The organism is Paenibacillus pasadenensis DSM 19293, assembly GCF_000422485.1.
Lineage (GTDB): Bacteria > Bacillota > Bacilli > Paenibacillales > Paenibacillaceae > Paenibacillus_O > Paenibacillus_O pasadenensis.
In genome coordinates this window covers 413,561-438,588 of the sequence record NZ_KE383847.1, presented here as the reverse complement: position 1 = coordinate 438,588, position 25,028 = coordinate 413,561, and the positions used below count along the sequence as shown (strand labels likewise).

Sequence of the window (25,028 nt, the reverse complement as noted above, 5' to 3'; positions counted from 1 at the left end):
ATCGCGTATCTGGTATTAGCATCCGTTTCCGGAGGTTATCCCAGTCTCGAGGGCAGGTTGCCTACGTGTTACTCACCCGTCCGCCGCTAACCTTATCCCGAAGGACAAGATCCGCTCGACTTGCATGTATTAGGCACGCCGCCAGCGTTCGTCCTGAGCCAGGATCAAACTCTCCATAAAGGTAGTTCGATGACTCATTATGAAGTTTTCGCATCCAAGGATGAGAAAAGCTTCGAACGTTGACTTGCTTCACTCGTTGTTCAGTTTTCAAAGAACAAATTCGCTTTGACGCTCGCCCGGACAGCTTGTCCGTTTTTCGCGTCCCAACCGCGTATCTCTCGGCCGGAATTAGAATATACCATGCCCATCCGCATTTGCGCAACCCTTTTTGCAAAAAAAGTTCCGTTTTTTTCGATACGAAGAGTTCCGACATACGATCTGAAAAAAAGCTTCATTATATGTCTTCATATGTCTTCGTTATATGTCTTCGTTATATGTCTTCGTTATATGTCTTCGTTGATGCCCCCCCTATGCCGCATGCCCTCTCCTGCATCCGATCAACGTCAGGACGAGACTCCCCAAAAAAGGCTTGCATTTACGCCTCACATTCATTAGATTTATTTTAACGTTACTTTTAATTGAATGTTACAAATAATTTCATGTCTCTCATTTGAAATGGAGGTCCCTATTCATGAGCCTTCCCGCTGCCGGTCTCGCCCCTGCTCCAAGCCGTCCTTTCCGCGCCCTGCTCGCCCATCGTTCCTTCATGCTTCTCCTCGCCGCCCGCATGACTTCCCGCTTCGGCGACTCCATCGACTCCATCGCCTACAGCTGGATGGTCTATCAGCTGACGGGCTCGAAGCTGATGATGGGCAGCCTCTTCGCCTTGAACTTCGTGCCAGGCATCTTGTTCAGCCTCTTCATCGGCGTGTTGATCGACCGCATCCCGCAAAAGACGATTCTCGTCGTCTCCTACGCCGCGCGAGGCCTGAGCGTGGCCGCTACGGCAGCGCTGCTTGGCCTTGGGCTGCTGGAGCCATGGCATCTGTTCGTCTTTACTCTCCTGAACTCAACGCTGGAATGCTTCGCCACTCCGACCGAGACCTCGCTCGTGCCCCGGCTGCTGCCAAAGCCGCTGCTGCTGAGCGGCAACTCCCTTAGCGCCTCCCTCTCGCGCAGCGCGGAGCTGGCCGGTCTGGCAGCCGCCGGCGCGATCATCGCCTGGACGGGACTCGCCGGCGCTATCCTTGTCGACGCCTCGACCTTTCTCCTCTCCGCGCTCCTTCTGCTCTTCCTAGCCGTTCCGGCTCGGCCTGGCGACGATCGCCCATCGCCCTCCCAGGACGATGCAGGCGCGAAAAAGACGGCATACTGGCAAGACTTCAAGCTCGGCCTCTCCTTCGTCCGCTCCCACTCGCTGCTGATCCTCACCTTGATGACGGGCGCGCTGCTCAACGTCGGCCTCATCCCGCACAACGTCATGGGGCCGGTCTATGTCAAAGACGTGCTGCACGCGGGACCGTCCGTCCTTAGCCTGCTCGGCGTCTGCCTGCTGACCGGCATGATCCTCAGCGGTCTCGCCATAGGCGCCTGGGGGAGCCGCTTCCGCAAAAGCTCGCTGATCGTATTCGGCTGCTTCCTATTGGGAGCCAGCCAGGGTCTATACTTCCTGCCTGCCGCGATCGAGTGGCAGCCTGCCGTCATCGTCGCGGCGCTCGCTTTCAGCAGCGGAGCCGCCATTCCTTTCATCAATACGCCGCTCTCGACGTACATGATGGAAGTGACGCCTGCCGGGATGCTCGGACGCGTCAGCTCCCTCTCTTCGATGATCTCCTCGGCGCTGCTGCCGGTCGGCGCGATCGCGGTAGGCGCGGCGGGAAGCCTCGTTCCGGTCGAGACGCTCTATCTCGGCGCGGGCATACTGATGGTGCTGCCTGCTTTCTTTCTGCTCACCCGCAAGAGTTTCATGAAAATATAGTATACTGGAACCTACATCCGCCTCCGGGCAGTCAGGAGTGGCCGCCATCGAAACGAAAGTGCTCAAGACGATCGAGGAAATCCGCATCTTCTCCGATCCATACCGCATGAAGATCCTGGACCAGTTCTACAAGGCCACGGAGCCGTCTACGATCAAGGAAATCGCCGACCAGCTCGGCGAGGTGCCGGCCAAGGTGTACTATCATGCCCGCAAGCTGGAAAGCATCGGCCTCCTCGAGCTGAAGGAGACGCGCCTGATCAACGGCATTACCGCGAAATATTACAAGGCGTTCGAGGGGAGCGTCCAGGTGAGGCGAGACGATGTCGACGAATCGATCCGCACCGTCTTCGCGTCGGAGGCGCAGAAGCTCGTCGCCCGCATGTTCGACGCCAGCAAGCAGAAATATCTGGACAATCAAAGCTCCGGCAAGAAGCAGACCGGCACGGTGACGAACAGCGACCTCTATCTGACCAAGGAAGAGTCTGAGGCCTTCGTCGAAATGATCCAGGACTTCATCCGCGAGCATAGCAAGCCGGCCTCTCCCGGCCAGGAAGCCCATCATTTTTTCTTTTCTTTTTCCCACATCGAGGAATAGACGGCCCTGAAAGGCGTTCGCATAAACGGATGGCGCGCAGGCGGAATAGACTGTACGAACCCGTTTCTTGCAAAGGATGAGATGATGTGAGGATCGATCTGGGCTGCGGCGCGGCCAAGCATCCAGGCTGCATAGGCATCGATACGCGCAGGCTGCCGGATGTCGACTTGGTGCATGACTTCGACACGCCGCTGCCGCTGAGCGACGATTCGGTCGACTTCGCGATGCTGGCGGACAGCGCGCAATTTTCGGCGGACCCGCTCCGACTGATGAAGGAGCTTTATCGCGTCTGCCGCCATGGAGCTGTCGTATGCATCGCCGCTCCCTACGCGCATGCCTCGTCGCATCTGGCGAACCCGGCTTACCGCTCGCTTCTGAGCGAGCAGTCTCCCCGATACTGGACGTCCCACCCGGTCTGTTACGTCGATCCGGACGAATACCGCTTCTGCGCCGAGCGAAGCTGGTCGCTGCAGGGCGAGGAGGCCCCGGACCTGCGGCTCGTGCGGCTGGAGTTCTTTTATTATCCGCAATACGAAGGCATGTACGAGCCGCATGAGCTGTCCTTGCTGCGGCAGAGCCAGATGAACGTCGCCCATCACTTCATGATGCATCTGATCGTAGTAAAGCAAAGCGTATCGGAAGACGAGATGCAGTGGCTCGCCGTCCAGCCGATGGAGGAGCCGTCCTATGTGCGGGAGCTCCGCTTTTCGGTCCGCAGCGGCAGCGAGGAGCCGTTCCTGTATCCGGGACCGATGGAGCTGATGATGTCGGCCGCCGGGACATCCGCCAAGGAAAGCGGTCAGGCGGATGTCCCGGCTGCGGAGAAGAGCAGCGGAGCGGAGGGATCGGCGGTGAGCTTCGGCGAAGAGGCCGCAGAAGCGCATCCGCAACGATCCGATGCGGCCGCGGACGGCCCGGACGAGGCGCCGGGCGCGGGGGCAGGCCCCGGCTCGGACGGGACAGACGTTGCGGTGGCAGGGCTCGGCTCGGGCGAGGCAGACAGCGCCGGGGCAGGGCTCGGCTCGGGAGAGACAGACAGCGCCGGGGCAGGGCTCGGCTCGGGCGAGGCCGCGGATCGGGCGGGAGATCTGCCTGATCGGGCGGTTGAGCCTGCCCGCCATGGCGCTCCTCCCGCTCGGGCGAGCCGTCCGAGAGCAAAGCCTGGCGGCGGCAAGCGCCCCCGCCGCTCCGCTGCCGCCAAGCCGGCTCGGAAAAAGCGCACCCGCACTCGCAACCGCGCCTCGTCCAAACGGACCTGACCTCATGCAGGCGGATTTGACCTCATGCAGGCACGGAGCCGAGCAACGCCAAAAGCCCTTTCCCGCTGGAGCGGGAAAGGGCTTTTGGCGTTGCGATGAAGTCGGTGTCGGGGGCGGCGGATTGACCCGTTCCGTCCTGCTCCAATAGATCAGCTGCGCTCCAGCAGGCGGTAGAGCATCGCTGCCGTTTCCGCGCGGCTGGCCGTGCCTTGCGGCTTGAGCGCGCCGTTGTCGCCGCCGACGATGCCGGCCTGGACGAGCGCCGCCGCGCTGGCGGCCGCATACGGAGCGACGGAGCCGCTGTCGCGGAAGGCCGCCAGGCTGGAGAGCGCAGCAGGCTCAAGCGGCTCTCCGGCCAGCTCGGCCGCGCGGGCGAGGAGCGTCATCAGCTCCTGGCGGCTGACCGGCGCGAGCGGATCGAAGCGTCCCTCCTCGCGGCCTTGGGCCAGGCCCAGCAGCTTGGCGATGCGTGCCGCCTCCTCATAATAGGCTCCTGCCGGAATATCGCGGAACGATGCCTCGCCATCGGCGGAGAATTCGAACGCGCGTACGAGCAGCAGCAGCAGGTCAGCGCGGCGGACCTCAGCTCCCGGCTGGAAGCGCTGCTCGTCCACGCCTTGGACGATTCCGCGGGCTGCCAGCGCCTCGATCGCTTGCTGCGCCCAAGCATGCCGGGTCAGGTCGCGGAACTCGGCGCCGGAAAGAACGGCTGCATAGGTTCCGGATGCCCGGACATCGAACTTCACGCTGCCGCCGCCAGCGCCGGCGCCGGCGGCGTAGCGGCCGCTCGGAACCGGGAGCGACCGGCTGCCGTCCAGCAGCCGCACCGCGATGCGATGGGAGTCGGCCAGTGCCTGGCCGGCCAGCTTGGCCGGCACGGAGACGCTTGCCGCAGGATGCGATGCGGCCGGCACGACCGGCTTGCCGCCGCTGTCCAGCTCGATGCGATAGATCGGCAGGCCCGCGGAAGCGGCTTGCTGCGCCGCCGTGAGGGCGCTGCGGTCCGCCGCCTCCGCGAGCGTCAGGCGGACGTCGGCTCCGGCCAGCGCCGCTCCCTGGAGCCAGCCGGCCGGCAGCAGCAGCGTGCCGTTCGGCAGGCGCAGCTCCAGGCTGGAGGCGCCGCTGCGCAGCGCTTCGGCCGGCAGGATGACCGTGTAGCCTGTCGCCCCTGCCGCGGATGGAACGTTGATCGTGATCTTGCCGCCCGCCGAGCCGGCCTGGTCGAGCTCGGCCTGGCTGACCGCGACGGAGGCGATGCCGGAAGCCGCGTCGAGCTTCGGCTGGCCGGAGGTCAGGCTGCCGCCGGGAGAGGCGGTCGGCGAAGCGCTTGGAGACGCGCTTGGCGCCGGCGTCGCGATCGGACCGCCGGTCGGTTCCGGCGTGGCCGGAGGTCCCGCGCTCGGCGTCGGCGATGAGCCCGGCGACTCGCTCGGCTGCGGCGACGTGCCCGGATCCGTGCTCGGCTGCGGATCAGCCGGACCGGTCACATAAGTGAACGCGGACACGAAGCTGGCGTCCATGCCGGCCTTGACGGCGACGGCGCGGATGACGACCATGCCTTCCACCTGGATCGGACCGTCGGCGCGCCTGCCGCTCTGCGCGCTCGGCAGGCTGCCGTCCAGCGTGTAGTAGACGGCGGCATCCGCTGTTCCGCTGGCCAGCGTCACCGCTTGCGGCTTGGCGTGCTTGCCGGCCTTGAGCGAAGCTTTGGCGATGGCCGCCCGCTCCGGCTGGACGGCCGGCTCCTCGTCCGTCGGGACGAGGCGCAGCCAGTCGAGGTTGAAGCCGTCGCCTTGGATGAGCACGGACAGCTGCTGCGGTCCGGCCGGAAGGGCGACGATGCCCGAGACCTCCCGGTACGTGCCCCAGCCTCCGGTGGACGGAAGCGAAACCGCGCCGACGGACTGGCCGTCCGCGAGCAGCGCCGCGGACACGCCGGACTGCTGCGTCGCATAGCGGTAAGTGACTTTATAACGCCCGGCCTGCGGCACGTCCACTCCATAATGGAGCTTGTTGCCGGCATTGGTATAGCCGACGTTGGCCGTGCCGGCGCTGCGGTTCGTCTCGATCGCGTTGCGGTCGGCGTCGAAATAGCTCTCCGCCTCGAGCTGCAGCGCTCCGTCCGTCCCCGCCGTCTGCGGGCGCAGCGGCTCGACCGCCAGCGAGCCGACGTTGAAGCCGCCGACGTTCGCAGCGAGCCGCAGCGTCTGCTCGCCTGCAGGCAGGTCGATTGTCTTGCGCACCGTGATCCAGTTGTTGTAGATCTGCGGCACGTCGTACGTCGCCAGCACGGACTCGCCGAGCTTCAGGCTGAACGCGCCGATGCCGCCGTTTTGCGACTGCAGCTCCAGCGTCACCGTGTACCGTCCGGCTTCAGGCACGGACAAGCGGTAGTCGGCCCAGTCGTCCGCGTCCGACTCGCCGAGCTGGCGTCCGTCGGCTGAACCGCCGGCTCCCGGCTTGAAGCCGGACATCGCGGCGTAATCATCCGCCGAAGCCGTTCCCGGCACGGCGATGAGGCGCGGGTTGTCTTTCACCTGAAGCACCGGCCCGAGCTGCACCCAGTCGAGCGCGAGCGGTCCATCCGCCGCCGTCAGCCGCAGCTGCTGGGCTCCCTGGCTGAGGCGGATCGTGCCCGATGCCGTCGTCCACGCGGACGATGCCGGCAGCGCGTCGCTGTGGATCGGGCTGCCCCCGTAGACGGACCAGCTCACCGTGGCATCGGCCTCGGACTCCGTGCGGTAGCGGTACTGCAGCTGGTACAGGCCCGATTCCGGGGCGGAAACGCGGACGTTCAGCTCGCTGCCGCCGTGCAGGCTGACCGCATCCTTGGATGCGCCTGCCGGAGCCTCGAGCAGCAGCGCATGCGCCGTGCTGGAGGCCGCTTCGGCCTCGACGCGCTGCGGCAGCGCCGCTTCGCCGGCTGCAGGCTGCAGGCGCAGCTCGCGCAGCCGGTAGCCGGTGCCCGCGGCCTCAAGGCGCAGCTGCTGCTCCCCGGCCGGCAGGTCGAGCTGGACGCGGACAGCGGCGAACTCGCCGTACGTATCGCGCGTAACCGGCACATAGGCGGCCGTCGCGCCGCCGGCTTTTACCGTGACCGAGGCGTCCGCAGGCTGTCCCGCATAGCTCAGGTCGAGCGTGTAGCGGCCGGCCTTGCGCACGTTCACGCCGTAGTCGAAGGCCGCCTGGCCTTGCGCCGGGTCGGCGTTCAGGCCGTCGACGACGCCTGTCGCCGCGTCGGCCGAATACGAGCCCTCGGCCCGGTCGAAGCTTGACGCCGCGAAGCGGCCCGGGGCGGTCCGTCCGAGCTCCGGACGGGTCCAGCTGTAGGTGGCGACGGACTTGGCCGGCACGACCGCGCTGATCTGCGTGCCGTCGCTGAGCAGCTTGACCGGCTGGTCGGACGCCGTCTGGTTGATGAGCACCGCGACGATCTTTTTGCCGTCCGGACTGCGGAAGGCGACGTTGGTGACGGTGTCCTTGCTGCCGTAATTGCTGTCGATCCGCTCATAGCCCGGCAGGACGAACTTGGAGAACTGCGCCATCAAGTACGTCTCCGGCGCGAGCCAGTAGTGGTCGCGGTCTGCGGAGTCCTGGATGACCGGCGTCGGATCCGGCACGCCTGTCCACTGGTGGGCGCGGATGTCGCTGTCGAGCATGACGACCCACGAGTTGTAGCTGCGCGCCCAGTTGCGGAAGTACTGCGCGATGCGGTCCGCTCCCTGCGTGCCCCAGACGGCGCGCTCCGTCAGGTAGACGTTCTTTTCCGGGAACAGCTCCTTGAGCCTAGTCATCTCGCTCAGCTCTCCGCCATAGTCATGGAAAGCCGTGCCGTCGACAGCCGCGTAGGCGGCCGGATCGCGCAGCAGCTGCGCCGGATACGCCATCGTGTCGCCCGGGTTGTGGTCGAAGGTGAGGATCTTCACTTCGCCGAGGCCGGCGGCGTCGAGCTTCGCCCGCAGCAGCGCGGCCAGGCGGCCTTGCTGCTGCCAGCTCATCTTCGTGCTCGGATACTCGATCTCGAGCAGCGGCTCGTTCTGCATCGTCAGCATCTCGATCGGGATGCCTTCGTCGCCGTACGCCTGCACGAATTTCACCAGATAATCGGCGTAAACCGGCAGGTACGGCTCCAGCACCTCGCCCTTGATCATGCTGCCCGTCGTCTTCATCCAGCCCGGCGCGCTCCACGGCGAGCCGAAAAACTTGACGTCGGGGTTGATCGCCCGGATCTCCTGGAGCGTGGAGATGATGCCGAGGTCGCGGTCCTTCTGGATCGAGAACTTCTTGAGCTCGGGGTCGGTCTCGCCCGGCGGCAGGTCGTTGTAGGAATAGAACGGCTGTCCCGTGAAGTCCGCCGTGCCGATCGTGACGCGCACGAGGCTCATGCCGGCTCCCTTCTCCTTGTCGAACAGCTGGACGAGCAGCTCATGCCGCTTTTCCGGGGACATCTTCATCAGATTGCCGACGGTCGATTCCTCCATGGAGGAGCCGATGCCGAAAATGGACTGATAGGCGGTGTCCGCATCGAGCTCGATGACCTCGCCTGCCGCCTCGTTCGGCTTCACGACGTCAAGCGGGGCTTGCGGGGCCAGCTTGCTGTCGCCTTCCTGCCAGCGCGGGGCGTAGTACCAGCGGATGTCGCCCGGATCGCGCTCGCGGCTGATCCAGCTCTGCACCGCGTCCTCCTGCACGATCTCCGGCTCGATCGGCGTGCCCGGGCCGCCCGGCTCCTCCGTGCAAACCACCGTCGTCGGCGACGGCGCGTCGCCCGTGCGGGTCAGCTTCACCCAGTTGAGGTTGAAGCTGCCGCCGAGGAACGAGAGGCGCAGCTTCTGCTTGCAAGGTCCGCCCGGAAGCTCGATATCCTTGGCCTTGGCCGAGCCCCAGTCCTGGTAGCTGGCGATGCGCGGCAGCGGAATCGTCGCGCTCGCCTGCTTGTTGCCGTCGACGATCCGGAGGCCGGAGCTGTCTCCCCAGCTGGCGTAGCGGACCTCGACGTCATACAGGCCGCCTTCGAGCTCGACCTCGTGCTCGGTCCAGTCGCCATCGTCGATGTAGCCGATGTTGTCGCCGCCGCCCGCATCCTGCGTCTTTTCCGTCTGGATGCCGGACTGGGCGACGAACGATTCCGCCTCGATCTGCACATAGCCCGGATTTTCCGGCGTCTCCGGCTGCGGAGCTTCCGGCAGCGGCGGAGTCGCCTGGTTCTTTTGAAGACCATAGCCGGTCTGGAAAAGGAATTCCTCCGCTCCCGGATCCGGCTTGGCGTAAGCGCTCAGCTCGAACGGCCAGCGGATCGGCAGCTTGCCCTCGAACTCGCGCTCTCCGAGCAGCACGTCGGCTACGCCCGCGCCTTCCGTGCCGGGCAGCCAGGCCGCGACGAGGCCCTGCACCTGGTCCAGCTGCTTCGCGACCGTCATCGGACGCCCGCTGACGAGCACGAGCACGACCGGAAGATCCGGATTCGCCGCGCGGATGTTGTCCAGCGTCGCCTGGTCTTCCGTGTCCAGATCGAGGCTCGAGGCGTCGCCGCTGCCTTCCGCGTACGGCTTCTCGCCGAGCACGACGATCGCGGCGTCCTTGCCGGCCGCGCCGCGGCCGTGCTCGTTGAACGTCACCGTCGCGCCGGCTGCCTTGGCGGCCGCCTGCAGCCCCTCGAGGATCGTCGTGCCGGGCGTGATCGCGCCGGCCGAGCCCTGCCAGGTGATCGACCAGCCGCCCGACTGGCGGCCGATGTCGTTGGCGTTCTTGCCGGCGACGAGCAGATTTTTCATCGTCGGCAGCAGCGACAGGATCGGCGCCTCGACGCCGTCCGCCCCGCGCACGGGATCGTTCTTGAGCAGCACGAGCGAGCGGGATACGGCCTCGCGCGCCACGGCGCGGCTCGCCTGCGAGCCGAACGCCTGCTGCATGTCGCGGTCGCCGTAAGGCTGCTCGAACACGCCGGAGCGGAATTTCACCGTCAGGATGCGCGTGACGGCGTCGTCGATGCGGGACATCGGCACGGCGCCTTCTTCGGCAAGCGCTTTCAGATCGGCGTAGACCTGCTTCCATTTATCCGGCTCCATGATCATGTCGACGCCGGCGTTGACCGCCGTGCGCACCTGGGCCTTCAGCCCGCTGACCGCGTTGCCGGCCGAGTCCCGCGTGATCTGATCGATGGCGTTGTAGTCGGAGATGACGAAGCCCTTGAAGCCGAGCTCGCCCTTGAGCTTGTCCTGCAGCAGCCGCTCGTTGGCGTGCATCTTGAGCCCCTGGATGCTGTGGTAGGAAGCCATGACCGTGCCGACGCCGGCCTTGACGGCCGCTTCGTAGACCGGCTTTTCCAGCTTCCAGATGTCTTCCTCGCTGTAAGCAGTGACGTTGCCCTGGTTGACGCCGCCTGCCGTATAGCCCTCTCCCACGAAATGCTTGGCCGTAGCGACGACATGCTCGCGGTCGGCGAGCTGCTCCGGCTTCTCGCCCTGCAGCCCCCTGATGTACGCCGCGCCGAGCTTGGCCGCCAGCTCCGGACTGTCCCCGAAGCCTTCGTAGGTGCGGCCCCAGCGGATATCCTGCACGACGGCGAGCGCCGGCGCGAACGTCCAGTTGATGCCCGTGGCGCGGATCTCGGCCGCGGCCGCTTCGCCGACCCGCTCGGCCAGCTCCTCGCTGCCCGCTGCCGCCAGCCCGATGTTATGCGGGAACAGCGTCGCTCCCTTCACGTTGTTGTGGCCGTGCACCGCATCGACGCCATAGAGCAGCGGGATGCCCAGACGCGTCGACAGAGCGCCGTTCTGGTAGCTCTCGTACAGCTCCGTCCAGTTCTCCAGCGTGCTGTCGGCCTGCTTGCCGTTCGGGAACGAGCCGCCGCCGCTCAGCACGGAGCCGAGATGATAGGTCCGCACGTCCTCCGGCGTCACCGAGGCGCGCTCCGCTTGCACCATCTGGCCGACCTTTTCCTCGACCGTCATGCGGGCGAGCAGATCCTCGGTCCGTTTCTCCGGCGTCAGCGCCGGGTTGTAATAAGCGGGCAGCGTTCCGGCTTCGGGCGCCGCCGACGTCGCTGCCGGCAGCATGCCTGCGGCCAGCGCCGCGGCCGTCAGCGCGGACAGCCAGCGCTTCGCCTTGCCTTTTCTCGCTTCCGGCGGTCTGGCGCGGCCGCCTCCGGATCCGCGCTGCTGCGCAGAAGGGATACTCGGTTTCATCACTGCATGAAGCCTCCTCTGTAAATGTAATCGATACCAAGACCGAGCATGCGGAGGCGCGTTCCTGTAATCGTTTACAGAAACGCAGGTCGAGAGTCGTGCTGCCTGCGCCGTGATGCCGCTCCCATGCCAGCGATCGCAAGCCCAGTATAGGACAAGGAACAGCCGAAGGGGAATGCCCCTCCGGCACATCCTTGAAAAAACAAACGTCAAACCTGAAGTAATACCCGGTCGCTGCCGTCGAAGCGGACTAATTCGAGCTCCGCCTGGCTGGCGAGGGAGCCGGCAGCGCGGCCAGCGGCCGCAGCCGCTCCGGCGCAGGCGCAGGAAGTTTTGGCGATGGCAGCATGGGCGCGGAATGTGGCGGCGCGGAGTGCGGCGACGCGGAGTGCGGCGACGCGGAGTGCGGCGACGCGGAGTGCGGCGACGCGGAGTGCGGCGACGCGGAGTGCGGCGGCGCGGAGTGCGGTGGCGCGGAGTGCGGCGACGCGGAGTGCGGCGACGCGGAGTGCGGCGACGCGGAGTGCGGCGACGCGGAGTGCGGCGGCGCGGAGTGCGGCGACGCGGAGTGCGGCGGCGCGGGCAGCCGATAGGCCGGGGCGGTAAATTCGTCCTGGCCGATCCGCGCCCACTCCGCGCTGACTGCATACCGCTGGCCAGAGGTGAACGCGAAGCCGGCAGGCAGCCGGAAGCGCGGCGCTTGGCGGGCGGACGCGAGCTGCGTGCCCGGGATATACGTCGCTTCGAGCGTCTGGCCGCGCTCGGGCGAGATCTGCACGGTCAGCCCGTCGAGCGGCGGCACGATTTGATAGTATCGGCCTTCGAACACATTGTCGGCGCTGAGCTCGAAGCCGCTCCCGGCAAACTCCGGCCGTACCGCCTCCGTCACCCTGCCCACGTCTACCACCGCATCGCCGAGCGATGCCGCGAGCTCGACCGTATCGTAGGCGCAGGCCACGGCGCGGCGGAAAAAGATCCGGTCGACGCCGGCGCGGAAGCCGAGCTTGTCGCCGCCCCGGAACGCGCAGGCGTAGCGCTTGCCCGGCTGCTGAAGGCTCGTCGGCACGATGTAGGAAGCGCGGGAGCCGTTTTTCAGGCGCGGGCATCCCGTCACCTGCAAGCCGCCGCTGAGCTTGAGGTAAGCCGGAGCTGCCTCCAGCTCCTCCGGCGCGAGCGGCTTGCTGAAGCTGAGCTGCAGCGACACCGGGCTGAGCGCCTCGGCGCCGACCAGCTGCTTGGGAATGTATTTGGGCGGCTTTTCGGCCTTGACCTTGTTCCTGCGGTTCACGAGACGGCCTAATAGCGAACGCTCCATGCTCGTGGAATGATGCCAGCCGTCCGCCGGCTGTCCGTCCGTTTCGATGTCGCTCTGCACGCCTCTCCCACCTGCCCCGGTTGAAGTGGATTCTGCCCTACTTTATGCCGATCGGCTTGGGCAAGGTGAAGGACGACGAGCGCTGCGCCTCGCGAGACGTTTTGGGGACGCAAACATTCCAAGGCACAAATCTGCCTTGGATCCACCAGATTCGGCCCGAAATCAAACATCCAAGGCACAATTCTGCCTTGGATTCGTAGATTCGGCCCGAAATCAAACATCCAAGGCACAAATCTGCCTTGGATCCATAAATTCGGCCCGAAACCAAACATCCAAGGCACAAATCTGCCTTGGATCCATAGATTCGGCCCGAAACCAAACATCCAAGGCACAAATCTGCCTTGGATCCATAGATTCGGCCCGAAATTCATAATCCAAGGCACAAAACTGCCTTGGATTCATAGATTCGGCCCGAAATTAAACATCCAAGGCACAAAACTGCCTTGGATCCGTAGATTCGGCCCGAAATTCAAACATCCAAGGCACAAAACTGCCTTGGATTCATAGATTCAGCCCGAAATCAAACATCCAAGGCACAATTCTGCCTTGGATCCACCAGATTCGGCCCGAAATTCAACATCCAAGGCACAAATTTGCCTTGGATCCACCAGATTCGGCCCGAAATCAAACATCCAAGGCACAAATCTGCCTTGGAATCATAGAGTCAGCGCGACCTCTACTCGAACGCCGCGCTCCGAGCGTCGTCGGCGATGCTTTGCACCGTCTCCGCCGAAATCGTGAGCAGCGGGTAATCGTCGCCCGTCTCCTGACGCTTCAGCGCGCGCTCCTTGAAGTAGCGCGGGCTGCCCTCGCCCATCTCCTCGTCGTAAAAGAGCAGCATGGCGTCGCTCTTGCGCACGAGCAAGCTGTCACGGGCGGTCAGCTGCCAGACGCCTTCGTACGGCTGCTTGCTGACGCTGGCATGATGGTCCACCTGGCGCAGCAGCTCCTCGTAGTACAGCTTGCGGTCGTCCTTCCACTTCTCGTCGACGTTCGCGTACGCGGTCAGGATCGACACCTTGAGCTGCGGATAGTCCCGCTTCAGCTCCAGCGCCGCCTCCACCGCCCACAGGTCGAAGCCGTAGCCGCCCGGGGACAGCAGCCACTCCAGGCCGTCCTCCAGCAGCGGCACGAGCCGGCTCGTCGCCGCCGCCTTGATGTACGGAATCGCCTCATGCTTCTGGTTGAAAATATTCAGCTCATGCGCCCGGTACCCGGTCGCGAGCAGATTCACGATGCCGCCCATGCGCAGCGCCTCCTTCATCCCGGCCTGCCCGGGCCTTCATGGATTGCCTGCCGCCTGCTGATCGCCTGCCTGCCCGGGCCTTCAATTGATTTCTTGCCGCCTGCTGATCCTCGGCGGACCGAAGTCCGCCTCCAAGCCCTGCAGCGGCTAATCGCCGGCGGCCTCGAGCAGCAGATCCGGCGTCTCGCCGGCCGGCAGCTCCTGCACCTTGCGCAGCTTGCGCTCGATCGCGCGCGAGCGCACCGAGGCGGCGTCGATCGAGTTGCTCGCCTCCTGCAGCTTCTTCTGCGTCTTGTCGAGCAGATCGCCGAACTTGCCGAACTCCGTCTTCACCGCGCCGAGCACCTGCCATACCTCGCTCGAGCGCTGCTGGATCGCCAGCGTCTGGAAGCCCATCTGCAGGCTGTTGAGCAGCGCCGTGAGCGTCGTCGGACCGGCGATGACGACCCGGTGCTCCCGCTGCACGTATTCCCACAAGCCCGGCCGCCGCAGCACCTCCGCGAACAAGCCCTCCACCGGCAGGAACATGATGCCGAAGTCGGTCGTATTCGGCGGATCGAGGTACTTGGCCTGGATGCTCTTGGCTTCGGCCTTGATGCGGGCGTCCAGCAGCCTCGAGCACTCGGCCGCGGCCGCATGGTCGTCGGCGTCAAGCGCGTCGAGCAGCCGCTGATAGTCCTCGATCGGGAACTTGGAGTCGATCGGCAAGTACAGCCACTGCTTGGGGTTGTGCTTGTCCGGGATGCGCACCGCGAATTCGACGCGCTCGCTGCTGCCGCGCCGCGTGGCGGCGTTGCGCTCGTACTGCTCGACGGTCAGCGTCTGCTCCAGCAGGTTGCCAAGCTGGATCTCGCCGAGCGTGCCGCGCGTCTTGACGTTCGTCAGCACCTTGCGCAGGTCGCCGACGCCGCTCGCCAGATTCTTCATCTCGCCGAGCCCCTGATGCACGAGCTCCAGCCGGTCGCTGACGAGCTTGAACGACTCGCCGAGCCGCTGCTCCAGCGTCGCATGCAGCTTCTCGTCCACGGTCGCGCGCATCTGCTCGAGCCTGCGTCCGTTGTCCTCCTGCAGCAGGCGCAGCTTCTCCTCCACCGTGCCGCGCACAAGCTCCAGCTTGGTCTCGCTCACCCGGGTCAGCTCCGAGAGCCGCTCGGAAAAATGATCCAGCAAATGCTTCTGCTGCTGGGCCATGTCGTTCATGTTGGCCATGAGCATGCGGTTCGTCGCGTTCAGCGCCGCCGCCAGCTCCTCTCGGCTCTGCCGCGCCGAGGCGGAAGCCTCCTGGCGCGCCTGCGCGGCCTGCTCCGAGCTCTCCCGGCGCAGATCCGCCCGCAGCCGCTCCAGCTCCGCGCGCAGCTCGCGGATCAGGGCATCCTGTCCGCCCCTGCCGCTGCCGGGACGCCGGAGCAGCAGCAAGCCGACGCCGGCCAGCACGAGCAGCTGCAGCCCCATGATGAGGAACGTATTCGTATCCATCGGTCCGACCTACCTTCTTTTGTCAGCCGCGCCGGAAGGCGCTCAGCTGGACTTGCGGGCGAAATAATCCTGAAGCCCCTCGGCGATCGCCTTGGCCGCGGCTTTTTGATAAGACGCCGTGCGGGCTTCCTTCTCATCCTTGGCGTTGCTGAGGAAGCCGAGCTCGACGAGGACGGACGGCAGCCGGTTCTCCCGCAGCACATGGTAGTCGCCGAAGGCGATGCCGTTGCTGCGCAGGCTCAGTCCTTGCAGCCGCCCCTCCACCGCATGCGCGAGCGGGGCGTCCTTGCTTTTGGAATAATAGAAGACCAGCGTTCCCGACGCCTGGTTTTTGGCGGAATTGTAGTGCACGCTCACGAATGCGTCCGCCTCCGCGTCGGCGGCGGTCTTCACCCGTTCCGGCAGCGCCGGCTTCTCGCCGTCCTTGGTGCGCGTCATGACGACGCGCGCGCCGAGCGAGCGCAGCTCCTCCGCCAGCAGCTTGGACGTGCTCAGCGTCAGATCCTTCTCCTCGGTGCCATGGGTCGTGCCGATCATGCCGGGGTCGTTGCCTCCGTGGCCCGGATCGACGGCGATCAGCTTGCCCTGCAGGCTGCCGCGGGAAGAGCCCGTCGCCGGACCGAGCCCGCCGCCGGAGCTGACGGCCACGCTCCCCCCGATGTACTGGCTGCTCATCCATGCCGTCTGGCCGCTCTCGGTCGTGATGCGGCTCCAGCTGCCTTCTTGCTTGACAATCTTGACGCGGTCGCCGGTCGTCACGCTGCCGACTACATCGTAGCCGGTTCCCGGTCCGCTGCGCAGCCGCACGCCGCTGCCGGCGACGGACTTCCAGCCGCTGTCCTTGGCGGCGGAAGCCGTCGTCACAGACGAGCCGGAGCCGGAAGCGCTGGCGGGGCCGGACGACGCCACCAGGAAGTGCGCGGCCGCCCAGCCCTTCAGCCCGCCGCCGCTCAGCTTCGCCCAGCCGTATTTCTCCTCGGTCACTTGTACGACCGTGCCCTGCTTCAAGTATCCCTTCACGGCGGAGCCGCTGTCGGCGTCCTCGCGCACGGCGAGCGACTTGGTGCCGACCTTGTAGCTCGCGCCCGCCGCCGTCGCCTCGCCGGCCGTCCAGGCCGGAAGCGCCAGCAGAAGCGCGATCAGCAGCATCGTCAGCCTGCGAATCATTCGGCTCCCCCTTTCAACGGACCGTCCCGCACCTCGATGACCGCTTCCCGCTCCGCCTCGTCGTAGACGAGATGAAGCTCCTTGGCGTCGAGATACCACAGCTGGTCCTCCTCCATGAAAAAGACCAGTCCTTCCTGCTCCTCCCGCAAGCCCGGGGATCGCGACTCGTCCTTCATGATGCCGAGCGACAGTCCCGGCTGCACGCTGCCGCAGCCTCCGAGCCGCACGAAGACGCGCAGCTGCTCTCCATCCTCCAGGCCCAGCTCCCGCTTATACCAGCGAGCCGCTTCCGGCTCTACGACCAGCTTCATGCTCCCGTGCTCCTTCCTTACCGCGCGGGGACTTGCTTCCCGTTTGCCCGGCTTTCACTCTACTAGTATTTGCTAGATTCGATGATAGTATAACAAAGGCGGACTTGCTAGAGCCAGCCGAAAGGGCGTTCCATGAATAAACTCTCATCGAAATGCGCGGGGAGGAAAACCGTTCGCCCCTCTCGCAGGTCTAATGATCAGGAGCCCCGGCCAGACGGCCAAGGGGCCGTCGAACGGGGAAGCCCGGATAAGGAGCGCTTATGATTCCACTAGAGCCTGAACCGAAGAGGATGCTGGCGAGACGGGCGGCCGCCGGCGACGAGGAAGCGTTCCTCGAGCTGATGGATGCCGAGCGGCATCGGCTGCGGCGCATCGCCTCGGCCTGCCTGTCCGGCGAGCACGACGTGCTCGAGGCCGTGCAGGAAACGGCATGCCGGGCCTGGCTCAAGCGCCGCGAGCTGCGCCAGCCGGACTATATGGGCACCTGGCTCGTGCGCATCCTGCTGCGCGTCTGCGCCGACGAGCTGAAGCGCAGCCGCAGGCAGCCGCCCAGCGCGGAGGCGGCGGAGCTGCTGGAACGGCGAGGCCGGGAGGCTGACCCCCTCGCCGATGAAGCAGGAGAAGCCGACCTGCGGCTCGATCTGGCGGCGGTGGTCGATTCGCTGGAGCCGCCGTATCGGGATGTCGTACGCATGAAGTACCACCGGGACATGACGCTGACCGAGATCGCCCGCGCGCTGGAGAAGCCGCCGGGCACGGTAAAGACGTGGCTGCACAAGGCGCTCGGCCAGATGCGCGGACAGCTGCGGAAAGGAGAGGAGGGCAAGCATGGAGGATGAACGTAAGGTTCCTGGACGCAAAGGGGAAGAAGGCCCGGCGGACGGGCATGAGCCTGCGGAGGCGGGAGCCTCGTCCGCCGGCGGGCGGGAGAGCGGGCGGACGACTGAAGCGGAGCCATCGGAGCTCGCGACCGACGCGCGGTTGAGCGAAGCCGAGCATGCGGAACGAGCGGCGGATGCGCGGTTGAGCGAAGCCGAGCCGTTGGAGCTCGTGGCAGACGGGCGGTTGAGCGATGCGGAGCTCGCGGAGCTCGCGGCGGACGAGCGGCTGCGGGCGGCGATCCGGGCTGGGCTGGAGCGCGGCAAGCGCCGCTCGCGGCCGAGGCGGAGACGCAGGCTCGGCCTAGGCTTGGCTGCCGCGCTCATTTCGCTGCTGGCGCTGACGGCCGGCGCGGCTAAGGTCAGTCCGGCGTTCGCCGATGCGCTGCGCAGCGTGCCTAGCCTTTCCGGCTTCCTGCGGCTGATCGGGGAGAATCCCGCCCTGCTCAGCTCGATCGATCGCGATCTGCTGCAGATTGTCGGCCGCACCGCGGAAAAGGACGGCAAATGGCTGACCGTCGAGGCGCTCGTCGCCGACGAGCGGCGGCTGGTCGTTTTTTACCGGACGAACTTGCAAGAGTTCGAATCCGTCCCTCTTCGTCTGAGCATGCTGGACGGGCAAGGCCAGGTTCTGTCTGCCGGGTATTCATCGGGCTATACGCCGCCATCTTCCGAATTGGAGGGCTCGGAAGACAGCAAGCCGGACATGATCGACGTGCAGATGAGTCCGGGCGAGCGCCTCCCGGAGCAGGTCTTGCTGCGTGTCAATCAAGCCGGAGTCATGCTGGAGGTGCCGCTCGACATCGATCTTAACAAGTCAGCCGGGCTCGTTCGCGAGTTTCCTCTGAACCGGACGCTCGAGATCGAAGGCCAGAAGCTGACCGTCGTCTCAGCCCGCCAGACGCCGCTGCAGCTCGAACTGAAGCTGCGCAAGGATCCCGCGAATACGATGGAGATCCGCGATCTGCTCAACCTCAGATTGACGGACGAGGCCGGCCGCGAGTGGCGCAGCACGATGGGCTTTCTCGGCGACGAGCCGGTCATGCTTTTCCAGAACGGCTACTTCCAGAAGCCGAAGCGGCTGACGCTGCGCGCCGACGGCTTCGTCATGTTCGCCAAGGGGCAGCAAATCGTCGTCGACGCGGAACGGCGGATCGTGCTGGAGGCGCCGGATGATCGGGTTTCGCTGGTTTCTCCGGATACGACCATTCAGCGAGGACAAGTGGAGCTTTCCAACCTGCTCGCTTTCCGCCTGAGCGGACTCGACGAGCGGGAGAGCAAGTATGGATATGACTTGGTCTCGGCTTCATTTACAGACGGAATGGGGCGGCAGCGGCAGACGGTTCATTCGGAAAACTCCATCGGCTGGACCTCCTCTACCGAAGGACAGACGATCTTCGTGGAGCTTCCCGAGGAGAAGCTTCCGCAGCCGCTCACCTTCGACGTGACCAGCTATCCGGGCTACGCGCTGCGACCGATCGAGGTCGAGATGCTGCCGGACTGATCGGTCGACAGCCGAAAAAAGCGAGCATGCTGGAAGCGAGAAACCCGCCGGATCGATGTCCGGCGGGTCTTTTGCGCTGCTCTTGGCGGGGGAAATTTCCGAGCGCATCCAAGCCCTTTTTCGCCCCTCGATTCGCCCCGGCTATTGAAGCCGTCGACCCATTGCGTCAAAACCGCCCTGCATCCGCGGGAAGAGACTGCACCCGCCGCAAATAAGCGGCCATGCGCTCGTCCTCCTCTGCCGGATAGCGGCAGCCGAGACGGGCGGCCACTTGTTCTCCCGAGCGCCGGAACAGGCGGACGGCCGCGAACAGCGCTTCCCAGACTTCCTCTTCGCTGCCCCCAGGAAATGTCTGCATCAGCCCTTCCCACTCGTCCTCCTCCAGCCACCGCCGGATCCGCTTGCGGTTCTTGCCGACGCTGACGGAGAACCCCGTCCGATAGCCGGCCTGCCACTCCAGCATCTGCAGCAGCATCGGCCGCAGGATGCCGTTCAGATGATCCATTGCATACAGGATCTCCCGCCTCCACAGTCCTTTGGCGACGTAGGTCGAGACCATCCAGAACTCATTGCGGCAATCATGGAAATAAGCCTCGCTCGGAGCGCTGACCCGGTAGTCCTCATCCGTCGAAGGCGGCACCTCCGGCAGCAGGCCGTCCTTGTCCAGCAGCACCTTCAGCAGCTTGTCCTCCGCCGCGTAGGCTGACGCCTCTTCCATCGGAATGAGCGTCAGGTCGAGCTTGTTGCCGTCCTCGAACAGGATCAGGTACGAGAAGCGGCGCCCCAGCTCGGCCGGGAACAGCTCCATCGCCTCCGGCGTTTGAAGCCACAGCCGCGAGCCGAAGCGGTCGATCCAGTCCGGATCGGCTTGGAACGAATCCATATCCGAGACGAGATAGGAAATATCATAGTCTTGAAACAGATCCGGCGCGGCGTTCGGATCGGTGCGCGAGCCTTCCAGCGTGACAGCTCGAATCCGCTCGTCCTCCCGAGCCGTCGCCAGAAAAAGCTCCATCATGTCCGTCTCGCTCCGCATTCCAGCTCCTCCTTCATAAAATCTCGTAATAGGAAGCGGCCCGCTCGAGCATCGCCCGCTCGTCTCTTTCAACTGCCCCGAAACGGCCTTCGCCGGTCCAGACCGGCGGCTCCTTCAGCCGCTCCTGCCGCGTCAACCGCTCCCTCAGCTCGAGCAGCGCGCCCAGCACGAGCCTGCGGCGCGGCTCTCCCCAGCCGCTCCCGCGCTCCTGCACCGCGCGCATGGCCTGCTCCGGCGTCATCCGCCGCAGCGGCTGCAGGCAGCACGCCCAGCGCACGAGATCGAACGGCTGCCCGCACCGGGCTACCTCCGCCTCGCTCCAGCCGCTGCAGGCGCCGCAGCTGAGCTGCAGCACGGCGCATCGGCATGATGAGCCTTTTTCCACCCGATCGACGACGTACAGCCTCATCCCGTTCAGCGCTTCTTCTCCCATCGTTCCCGATCCTCTCTGCTCGACTCTTCGATGTCCTTAGCGTAATCCATAGAGAGGTAAAAAGAGGGTAGAAGAATCGCCGACCCCCGTTAAAAAGGTCTAAACAGGGTCCTGCGCGCACGTCCGCTCGCCTGCCATGCCTCACACCTTCAAGCCGTCCCGCACGAGCGCGATCAGCTCCGGCAGATGATCGGGATGGGCGGCGATCAGATACGGCTCCGCGCTCATCCCCTCGAAAGGCTCGCCGTCGAAATCGACGACCGCCGCTCCCGCCTCGCGGGCGAGCAGCAGTCCGGCGTACAGATCGTCGCCCTCCGAATTGTACAGCACCATCGCGTCCAAATCGCCGCGCGCGAGCATGCACCACTGCAGCGCTGGCGCCCACAGGCGCAGGACGCGCTTGAAGCTGCCCTCGAGCCGGGCTTTGAGCGCAAGCACCCGCCCGTCCTTGCCGACGGCATGTCCCTGGATCCAGCCGACGGTCATGCGCGGCACGGAAGGACAGCGGCGGATAGAGAGCGGAGCTCCGTCGACGAAGGCTCCTTTTCCCTGCTCCGCCACATACAGCCGATCCAGATGGGAGTCGCAAATGACGCCGAGCAGCGGCTCGCGCCGGTAAAGCAGCGTGATCGAGACGCCGTATACCGGCAAGCCGATCGCGTAGTTGTTCGTCCCGTCGAGCGGATCGACGAGCCACAGCCAGTCGCCCGGCGCTCCGTGCCAGCCTGTCTCCTCGCTGCGGATCTCATGGTCCGGGAATGCCGCGCGGATATGCGCCAGGATGATCTCCTCGGCCAGCGTATCGGCGACGGTGACGAGATCGCCGCTGTCGCCCTTGTCCTGCACCTGCTTGTCCCGCGTGAAATAATCCCGCGCCATCTCCGCCGCCTCGCGCGCGGCGAGCTCGGCCACCTCCCTGGCCCGGGCCAGCACCGCCTGATGCTCCGTCATGGCGTCTCCCTCCTGCCCGCGGATCGCGGCTGGATGGCGGCCAGCCAGTCGGCGAGATCCGCCTGCTGCGCGGCCGCCCATGCCCGGAACGTCAGCTCCGCAGGCCAGTCGGCGGCTCCCATCGCCTTGAGGCAGCCCCAGTCGAGCACGTTCTGATGCAGCAGATGCACGCCGAGGCGGCTGCCTAGCCCTCGCTCGTCCTCCATTCCCTCCGCATAGGCCCGCAGGAAGCACGCCGCCAGGTCCTGCCGGCCGCGCCCGCGGTAATAGACGAGCAGCTTGGCCAGATCGGCCAGCGGATCGCCGAAGTAGGCGTTCGTCAGGTCGAACAGGCCGCTGACTGCGAGGCGGCTGGCGTCGGCCGGACGGCTCGCCAGCAGGAAGTTGCCCGGCTTGAAGTCGCCCATGCACAGGGCCGCTTGGCCGAGCTCGGCGAAATCGGGCTGCGCTTGCCGCAGCCTCTCCTCGGTCCATGCCATGTCCTCGGCGCCGATGGCGGAGAATCGCGCCGCATCATGCAGCCAGTAGAGGATGCGCTCGGAGAGCCAGCCGTAGTAGCCGCCCTCGAACGGGACGATCCTGCGTGAAATCGGATCGTATTCGCCGTACATCGGCTCCTTCCAGCGGTGGATCTCGTGCAGCGCCTCGGCGGCCGCTTCCGCTCCGGCGAAGCCTCCCTCGTCCGCCAGATCGCCGAGATGCCGGCCGGGCAGGCACGGCATGATCGCGTAGCTCCAGCCGAACAGATCCGTTCGTTCGTCTACGATATAAGGAATCGGGAGCGGCAGCCTCGTCCGCGAGGCCAGCTGCTCGGTGAACCAGCGCTCCTCCTCCAGTTGTCCGGGATAGAGCGGGTTTCCTTTGAGGATGAACGCCCTCGTACTCGTCTCGATGCGCAGCGTCTGGCTCATCGCGCCCTGGCCGGTTCGGCTCCAGGCGAGCAGGCGGCCGAGCCCGTGGCGGTCCAGCATGCGCTGCAGCTGCTCGTCGCTCGTCTCGCCGACGCGAGGCGAGGAAAAAATGATTTTGGTCGTCATGGCGGCTCCTTCCCTGCACCCGTCGGTGCTGGCGTATCCTTCCATGATGAGGGACGGCTAGGAATTCGGCAAGATGAAGAAGCGCCTGAACAAGCGGAAAAGCCCGCTCTCCCGCAACGAGGCGGGAGAACGGGCTCGAATGCTTACTTCCAATACCGGCGGCTGGCGCAATGCTCGCGGTACAGCTCGTAGCTCTCGTCGAGCTTGACGAGCTCGACGCAGCGGCCCGTCCGGGGCGAGTGGATCATCCGCCCGCCGCCTGCGTAGATGCCGACGTGATGGATGCGGCCCTTGCCCTCCTCGTAGGCGAAAAACAGCAGGTCGCCCGGCGTCAGCTCCTCCCGCTCCACCGGCAGCCCGCCGAGCGCCTGGTCCGACGCGTCGCGGGGAATGACGAAGCCGGCGGCGCGGTGCATCACATAAGCGAGCCCGGAGCAGTCGTAGCCGAAGGAGGAGATGCCGCCCCAGAGATAGGGGAGGCCCAAGTAGCGCTTGGCCTGCTCTACGATGACGCGGCCGGCATGACGGCCTTCTCCGACGAGCGCCGACGTCTCCCGCGGCTCGCGCAGGCGGATGTCGCTGCGGCGCAGCCATCCTCCGCCTCCTTGAGGCAAAGCGACCTCGACCCAATCTCCCCGCTCCGAGAGGACCGGCAGCTCCGTGAGGAAGCTCAGCTCGATCCACGGCTGCGGCTCGCAGGCGGCCTCTGGCTCCGCGGCTTCTGCCGCTGCCGCGCCGGCGCCGCCGCTTGCGGCAGGGGCGGACGGAGCGATGTCGGCCGCCGCCCCGAGCGGCGCGCTGCCGCGATGCAGCCAGGCGCTCTCGGCCGTCACGACCGCGATCGGCGCCGGCCCGCTCCGCTCCGGCTCGCCTGCGGCGCCGTCGAAAACGAGCTGCGCGAGCGGCATCCATCCCGGATAGCCGCCCGGCTCCTTGGCTGTCGCCTGGGCGGGCGCGTGGATGCGCGCCCAGCCATCCTTTTCCTCCGCGACGAGCACCCGCTCGCCGAGCAGCAGCTGCGTCTGCAGCCGATTGCCCTCGCACAGGTCAAGCCGCTGCTCGAAGTCCATGCTGCCGATCCAGCCCCTCACATCCGCCGGGGACGCCAGCGCCGGCGCATCCTGCTCCCGCGCATGCGCCGGGCTCGTCCATACGCCGGCCACGCTGACCGCCACGCGCGCTTCCTTTCCGCTCGCCTGCTCCATGCCGCCATGCCTCCTTCAAGGATTGAATTCGCCATGCCTATGCCTTGCCGATAAGCTTCGTTCTACTTTCTTCGCCGGCGGTCTACGATCCTTTGCGCCAAAGCAAAAACCTTCAGCAGCAAGCCGCTCTCGCCGGTCGTCCTTTAAGGATGCACCTCCCGGCATGAGAATGCAGGCGGCGCGGATCTTGTAAAAAACCAGAGCCAGATTCACCTTGGAATCTTGCTCTGGCTTTTTTGAAAACCGCGCCCTACGAAACCGCCGCGCCCGCTCCCGGACGGATGCGCACGCCGCGGATGCCGAGGCCGGGCGCGTCGGGGAACGTCATGACGCGGCCGTCGTAGCGCACGCCGCCGTCGACGATGTCGCTGCCGATGAGCAGCGGCGCGTCGAAGTCGAAGCGCGTGATGTTCTTCTTGCTCGCCGCCAGATGCGCCGCCGCCGTGACGGCGACGCGCGACTCGATCATGCTGCCGACCATGCACTCGACGCCGTACTGCTCGGCGAGCGCGTTGATCTGCTGCGCCTTGTAGATGCCGCCGGCCTTCATCAGCTTGATGTTGATGAGGTCGGCCGCCCGCAGCTGCAGCACGCGCAGCGCCTCCGCCGGCGAAAAGACGCTCTCGTCCGCCATGATCGGCGTCTGCACGGCGTCGGTGACGGCCTTCAGCCCTTCTACGTCATGCGCCCGCACCGGCTGCTCGACAAGCTCGAGATTCAGCCCGAGATCCTCCATGCGCCGGATGGCGCGCACCGCCTCCTTGACGCTCCAGCCCTGGTTGGCGTCGAGCCGGATGCGCACGTCCGGGCCGACGCGCGCCCGGATCTCCTCGATCCGCCGCACGTCGAGCTCCGCCGCGTCCTTGCCGACCTTGATCTTGAGCACGTCGAACCCGCCGCGCACGCTCGCCTCCGCATCGCGCGCCATCTCCTCCGGCTCGCCGACGCTGACCGTGAAGTCGGTCTCCAGCCGGTCCTTGTAGCCGCCGAGGAACTGATACAGCGGCAAGCCGCAGTGCTGGGCGACGAGATCGTAGATCGCCATGTCGAGCGCGGCCTTGGCGCTCGGACTGCCGACCATCGCGCCGTGCACCGTCTGCAGCAGCCGCTCGTAGCCGAGCAGGCTCTGCCCGATCAGCGGCGGCGCGAGCGTATGCTCGATCGCCGCCTGGATGCTCTCCAGGCTGTCGCCGGTGATGACGACGGTGGACGGAGCCTCGCCCCAGCCGATCCGCCCGTCCTGGTCGCGGACGCGCACGATGATCGACTCCGCCTCGCGCACGGTGCGCAGCGCTGTGCGGAACGGCCTCGCCATCGGGGTCGACTGGCGCATCGCCTTGATGCTCTCTATGTTCATGCCGGATGTCCTCCTCTGCCTAGGGGGGCGTGT

General features: G+C 65.9%; 17 protein-coding genes and 1 rRNA gene. 5 read left to right on the top strand and 13 right to left on the bottom strand.

The annotated features are described in order from the left end of the window. Positions 1-180 (bottom strand): 16S ribosomal RNA (locus H582_RS0112675); the annotation flags it as partial. Positions 181-691: 511 nt separating this feature from the next. Here H582_RS0112675 and H582_RS0112670 point away from each other — a divergent pair. From H582_RS0112670 to H582_RS33125, 3 genes are all read left to right on the top strand, one after another. Next, positions 692-1,978, top strand: a complete 1,287-nt coding sequence (locus H582_RS0112670) for an MFS transporter (protein ID WP_028598825.1) — start codon at positions 692-694, stop codon at positions 1,976-1,978. A 37-nt stretch (positions 1,979-2,015) separates the two neighbouring features. After that, positions 2,016-2,573: an ArsR/SmtB family transcription factor gene (locus H582_RS0112665; protein ID WP_240479013.1), complete on the top strand. Its 558-nt coding sequence runs from the start codon at positions 2,016-2,018 to the stop codon at positions 2,571-2,573. Positions 2,574-2,659: 86 nt separating this feature from the next. After that, complete coding sequence (locus H582_RS33125) at positions 2,660-3,832, top strand: methyltransferase domain-containing protein (protein ID WP_052333191.1); 1,173 nt, start codon at positions 2,660-2,662, stop codon at positions 3,830-3,832. Between the two features lie 149 nt (positions 3,833-3,981). On the opposite strand, the gene H582_RS27330 is transcribed toward H582_RS33125, so the two are convergent. The 6 genes from H582_RS27330 to H582_RS0112630 form a co-directional block, all read right to left on the bottom strand. Continuing rightward, positions 3,982-11,019, bottom strand: a complete 7,038-nt coding sequence (locus tag H582_RS27330) for a glycoside hydrolase family 3 N-terminal domain-containing protein (protein WP_052333190.1) — start codon at positions 11,017-11,019, stop codon at positions 3,982-3,984. Positions 11,020-11,269: 250 nt separating this feature from the next. After that, positions 11,270-12,394, bottom strand: coding sequence for a hypothetical protein (locus tag H582_RS0112650; RefSeq protein ID WP_028598823.1), 1,125 nt, complete (start codon positions 12,392-12,394; stop codon positions 11,270-11,272). 676 nt (positions 12,395-13,070) lie between these two features. Next, positions 13,071-13,631 carry an SLOG family protein gene (locus H582_RS0112645; protein WP_028598822.1) on the bottom strand — a complete coding sequence of 187 codons (561 nt, stop codon included), beginning with the start codon at positions 13,629-13,631 and terminating at the stop codon, positions 13,071-13,073. Positions 13,632-13,787: 156 nt separating this feature from the next. Further along, the gene (locus H582_RS0112640; RefSeq protein WP_043111233.1) at positions 13,788-15,116 is read right to left on the bottom strand and encodes a DNA recombination protein RmuC; all 1,329 of its coding nucleotides are present in this window, start codon (positions 15,114-15,116) and stop codon (positions 13,788-13,790) included. Between the two features lie 42 nt (positions 15,117-15,158). Then, positions 15,159-16,283: an N-acetylmuramoyl-L-alanine amidase family protein gene (locus H582_RS0112635; RefSeq protein WP_043111232.1), complete on the bottom strand. Its 1,125-nt coding sequence runs from the start codon at positions 16,281-16,283 to the stop codon at positions 15,159-15,161. After that, a complete protein-coding gene (locus H582_RS0112630; protein WP_028598819.1) occupies positions 16,280-16,594 on the bottom strand; it encodes a HesB/YadR/YfhF family protein in 315 nt (104 codons plus the stop codon). Before H582_RS0112630 ends, H582_RS0112635 begins: the two co-directional genes overlap by 4 nt. Positions 16,595-16,884: 290 nt before the next feature. Here H582_RS0112630 and H582_RS0112625 point away from each other — a divergent pair, with 290 nt between their 5' ends. Next, positions 16,885-17,433: a sigma-70 family RNA polymerase sigma factor gene (locus H582_RS0112625; protein ID WP_028598818.1), complete on the top strand. Its 549-nt coding sequence runs from the start codon at positions 16,885-16,887 to the stop codon at positions 17,431-17,433. Beyond that, positions 17,423-18,976, top strand: coding sequence for a DUF4179 domain-containing protein (locus H582_RS0112620; RefSeq protein ID WP_028598817.1), 1,554 nt, complete (start codon positions 17,423-17,425; stop codon positions 18,974-18,976). The genes H582_RS0112625 and H582_RS0112620 overlap by 11 nt, the downstream gene beginning before the upstream one ends. 166 nt (positions 18,977-19,142) lie before the next feature. On the opposite strand, the gene H582_RS0112615 is transcribed toward H582_RS0112620, so the two are convergent. From H582_RS0112615 to H582_RS0112585, 6 genes are all read right to left on the bottom strand, one after another. Then, positions 19,143-20,012: an aminoglycoside 6-adenylyltransferase gene (locus H582_RS0112615; protein WP_028598816.1), complete on the bottom strand. Its 870-nt coding sequence runs from the start codon at positions 20,010-20,012 to the stop codon at positions 19,143-19,145. Positions 20,013-20,025: 13 nt separating this feature from the next. Next, positions 20,026-20,445 carry a hypothetical protein gene (locus tag H582_RS0112610; protein WP_028598815.1) on the bottom strand — a complete coding sequence of 140 codons (420 nt, stop codon included), beginning with the start codon at positions 20,443-20,445 and terminating at the stop codon, positions 20,026-20,028. Between the two features lie 141 nt (positions 20,446-20,586). Continuing rightward, positions 20,587-21,396, bottom strand: coding sequence for an inositol monophosphatase family protein (locus H582_RS0112605; protein WP_028598814.1), 810 nt, complete (start codon positions 21,394-21,396; stop codon positions 20,587-20,589). After that, a complete protein-coding gene (locus tag H582_RS0112600) occupies positions 21,393-22,433 on the bottom strand; it encodes a phosphotransferase family protein (protein ID WP_028598813.1) in 1,041 nt (346 codons plus the stop codon). Before H582_RS0112600 ends, H582_RS0112605 begins: the two co-directional genes overlap by 4 nt. Before the next feature lie 143 nt (positions 22,434-22,576). Then, positions 22,577-23,638 carry a C40 family peptidase gene (locus H582_RS0112590; protein WP_028598812.1) on the bottom strand — a complete coding sequence of 354 codons (1,062 nt, stop codon included), beginning with the start codon at positions 23,636-23,638 and terminating at the stop codon, positions 22,577-22,579. 250 nt (positions 23,639-23,888) lie between these two features. Next, positions 23,889-24,995: a dipeptide epimerase gene (locus tag H582_RS0112585; RefSeq protein WP_028598811.1), complete on the bottom strand. Its 1,107-nt coding sequence runs from the start codon at positions 24,993-24,995 to the stop codon at positions 23,889-23,891. Between the last annotated feature and the right edge of the window lie 33 nt (positions 24,996-25,028).